The following is a 3,897-nucleotide window of genomic DNA, read 5'->3' as shown; positions in this document are numbered from 1 at the left end:
GCGCCGATTCGTGCGGCCGGCTGATGCCGACGCGCGCACCTTCGCGCAAGGCGACGGCCTCGGCGTCGGGCCCGGGTTGCAGGAACGGATCGAGCAGCTTGTTCATGCGACCACACTCCAGGCCCGCGTGGCCTCGACCGGCAGCGGATCCACCGCCCGCGTCTCCAGCCAGAAACGCCGCAACAGGTTCTGCGCGACCTGCAGCCGGTAGGCGGCGCTCGCGCGCATGTCGCTGAGCGGCGTGAAATCGCGCACCAACGCGGCCTGCGCGGCCTTCAGGGCGGCTTCGTCCCAGGCGCGGCCCTGCAGCGCCGCCTCGGCCTGCGCGGCGCGCTTGACGATGCCCGCCATGCCGCCGAACGCCAACCGCACCTGCGCGACCGCGCCGTCGGCCGCGAGCCCGATCGACAGCCCGGCGCACACCGCCGAGATGTCGCAGTCGAAGCGCTTGCTGATCTTGTAGGCGCGCACCTGCTGCTGCATTGCCGCGAGCGGCACCACGATCTCCTGCACGAACTCGCCCGGCTGCAGCTGGTTCTTCATGTAGTCGAGGTAGAAGGCCGCGAGCGGCACGCGCCGCGCCTTGCTGCCGCGGCGCAGCACCAGCTCGGCATCGAGCGCGAGCAGCACCGGCGCCGAGTCGCCGATCGGCGAGCCGTTGGCCACGTTGCCGCCCATCGTGCCGGCATGCCGGATCGGCGGCGACGCGAAGCGCAGCCACACCTCGGTCAGCGCGGGAACGTGCCGCGCGAGCGCCGACCAGGCGTCTTCGAGCGAGGCACCGGCCCCGATGTGCAGGTGGCCGTCGCGCTCGTCGATGCGCTTCAGCTCGGCCACGTCGCCCAGGTAGAGGATCTCGCCGAGGTCGCGGAACTGCTTGTTGACCCACAGCCCGATGTCGGTCGAGCCGGCCAGCAGCGTCGCCTTCGGATGCTGCTCGCGCAGCGCCGCGAGCGCCTCCAGCGTGCGCGGCGCGAAGTAGTCGTCGACGCGCGGGCCGCCCTCGCGCTGGCGGTTGAAGCCGGCATAGTGCAGGCCATCGCCCGCGGTCGACAGCGTCTGCAGCGCAGCCACCACCGGCGCGGTGTCGAGCGCGACCGGCGGCAGCTGGAACATGCGCTCGCCGGCATCCAGGATCGGCCGGTAGCCGGTGCAGCGGCACAGGTTGCCCGACAGCTCGTCGGCCAGCTGCTGCCGGGTCGGCACCTGCCCGCAGACGCGGTGGCCCTCGTAGCCGGCCCACAGCGACATCACGAATCCCGGCGTGCAGAACCCGCACTGCGAGCCGTGGCACTCGACCATCGCCTGCTGCACCGGGTGCAGCGCGCCGCCGGCCTGGTCCTTCAGATCCTCGACGGTGAACAGCGCCTTGCCGGCCAGCGTCGGCAGGAACTGGATGCAGGCGTTGACGGTGCGCAGCGCGAGGCCACCGACCCGCTGCGCGGGCGCTGTCTGCTCATCCAGCAACTCCCCCACCACCACCGTGCAGGCACCGCAATCGCCCTCGTTGCAACCCTCCTTGGTGCCGGTGCAGTGCGCGTCCTCGCGCAGCCAGTCGAGCACCGAGCGCGTCGGATGAACGCCGCCCACCTCGACGATCGCGCCGCGGTGGAAGAAGCGGATGGGCTGGGTGCTCATGGAAATCCGGGGTTGGTCAACAAGCATAGGACAGACTCCGCAAGGGTAAACCTCCGTCGCCGCCGGGATACGATGGCGCCCCGACGCCCTGGCTTTGCAATTCACGGGCCCGGCCCCTGGCCTGCCCCCACCCGACTTCCCGCATGACACCCCGCCGCATCGCGCTGCGCGCCGACCTGCTCGACTTCACCGCCGCACCCGACTGGGGCGACACCGAGTCGCCGGCCGTGCGCTTTCGCCCCGACCACTGGCTGCTGGTCGAGGACGGCCGCATCGCCGGCGCGCAGCCCGGCACGCCCGACGCCAGCTGGCAGCTGCACGACCACCGCGGCCGGCTGCTGATGCCCGGCTTCATCGACACCCATGTGCACAGCCCCCAGCTCGACGTGATCGCGAGCTACGGCACCGCGCTGCTCGACTGGCTCGACACCTACACCTTCCCGGCCGAGCGCCGCTACGCCGACGCGGGCGAGGCCGAGCGCGGCGCGGCACGCTTCCTCGACGCGCTGCTGGCGCACGGCACGACCAGCGCCGTCGTCTTCCCGACCGTCCACAAGGTCAGCGCCGACCGGCTGCTGGCCGGCGCCCAGGCGCGCGGCATGCGGCTGATCGCCGGCAAGGTGCTGATGGACCGGCACGCGCCCGACGGGCTGCGCGACGACGTCGACCAGGCCGAGCGCGATTGCGTCGAGCTGATCGAGCGCTGGCACGGCACCGGCCGGCTCGCCTATGCGGTGACGGTGCGCTTCGCGCCGACCAGCACGCCGGCCCAGCTCGCGATGGCCGGCCGGCTGTGCGCCACATACCCCGGCATCTACATGCAGACCCACGTGGCCGAGAACCGCGACGAGGTGCTGTGGGTGGCCGAGCTGTTCCCCGAGGCCCGCAGCTACCTCGACGTGTACGCCCGCGCCGGGCTGCTGAACGAGCGCAGCGTGCTGGCGCACGGCATCTGGCTGGACGATGCCGACCGGGCGGCGATCCACGCGAGCGGTGCGCAGATCGCCCACAGCCCGTCGTCGAACCTGTTCCTCGGCAGCGGGCTGTTCGGCTGGCGCGCCGCCGAGGCGGCCGGCTGCGCGGTCAGCCTGGCGACCGACGTGGGCGGCGGCACCAGCCTGTCGATGCTGCGCGCCGCGAGCGACGCCTACCGCGTGCAGGCGATGGCCGGCGAGCGGCTGACGGCGTGGAAGGCCTTGCACGCCGGCACGCGCGGCGCGGCCAAGGCGCTCGGGCTGGCCGACGAGATCGGCTCGCTCGAGGCCGGGCGGGTCGCCGACCTGTGCGTCTGGGACTGGGCGGTGGGTCCGGTCGCCGAGCGTCGGATGGAGGTGGCGCGGGGCTTGCATGAGCGGGTGTTTGCGTGGATGACGCTGGCGGACGAGCGGAATCTGGTGTCGGCGTGGGTGAACGGAGTGCAACGGCATGGGCGACGGGATTGAGGGGACGGCGATGCTGCGCCTGGAACTGACGGACCTCAGCAAGAGCTACCCCGCGGTCAAGGCCAACGACCGCGTGAACCTGCGCGTCAAGCCCGGCGAGATCCACGCCGTGCTCGGCGAGAACGGCGCCGGCAAGTCGACGATGATGAAGATGATCTACGGCGCCGTGCGGCCCGATGCCGGCGTGATCCGCTGGAACGGCCAGTCGGTCGAGATCCGCAACCCGCACGAGGCGCGCGCGCTGGGCATCAGCATGGTGTTCCAGCACTTCAGCCTGTTCGACACCCTCACCGCCGCCGAGAACGTCTGGCTCGGCCTGGACAAGTCGCTGACGCTGGCCGCCGTGACGCAGCGCATCACCGAGGTCGCCCGCGTCTACGGGCTCGGCGTCGACCCGCTGCGCCCGGTGCACACGCTGTCGGTCGGCGAACGCCAGCGCGTCGAGATCGTGCGCGCGCTGATGACGAACCCGAAGCTGCTGATCCTCGACGAACCCACATCGGTGCTGACGCCGCAGGCCGTCGAGACGCTCTTCATCACGCTGCGCCAGCTCGCCGCCGAGGGCTGCAGCATCCTCTACATCAGCCACAAGCTCGACGAGATCCGCGCGCTGTGCCACCACTGCACCGTGCTGCGCGGCGGCCGCGTCACCGGCGAGGTCGACCCGACGCAGGAGACCAACGCCAGCCTGTCGCGGTTGATGATCGGTGCCGAGCCGCCGCAGCTGCAGCACGTGCAGGCGCGGCTCGGCGACGTGGCGCTGTCGGTGCGCGAGCTCGCGGTGCCCAAGCGCGACCAGTTCGGCATGGACCTGCAG

The 3,897-nt window shown here is 72.0% G+C and carries 3 protein-coding genes; 2 read left to right on the top strand and 1 reads right to left on the bottom strand.

Annotated elements, in window-relative coordinates; translation table 11 throughout:
- Positions 1–102 precede the first annotated feature (102 nt).
- Complete coding sequence (xdhA, locus tag AC1D01_RS24250) at positions 103–1,638, bottom strand: xanthine dehydrogenase small subunit (protein WP_477870894.1); 1,536 nt, start codon at positions 1,636–1,638, stop codon at positions 103–105.
- A 143-nt stretch (positions 1,639–1,781) separates the two neighbouring features.
- Here xdhA and guaD point away from each other — a divergent pair, with 143 nt between their 5' ends.
- Positions 1,782–3,080, top strand: a complete 1,299-nt coding sequence (gene guaD, locus AC1D01_RS24245) for a guanine deaminase (RefSeq protein WP_477870892.1) — start codon at positions 1,782–1,784, stop codon at positions 3,078–3,080.
- Positions 3,081–3,090: 10 nt separating this feature from the next.
- On the top strand, positions 3,091–3,897 hold an 807-nt coding region (locus AC1D01_RS24240; protein WP_477870896.1), incomplete at its 3' end, for an ATP-binding cassette domain-containing protein.

The sequence above is a fragment of the Rhizobacter sp. P3_B12 genome (assembly GCF_056402895.1).
Note: the sequence above shows the minus strand (reverse complement) of the source record. Positions and strands in the feature narration are given on the sequence as shown.

Bases quoted from the DNA above. Each gene is read 5' to 3' on its own strand.
- xdhA (WP_477870894.1), bottom strand. From the start codon at position 1,638: ATGAGCACCCAGCCCATCCGCTTCTTCCACCGCGGCGCGATCGTCGAG.
- guaD (WP_477870892.1), top strand. From the start codon at position 1,782: ATGACACCCCGCCGCATCGCGCTGCGCGCCGACCTGCTCGACTTCACC.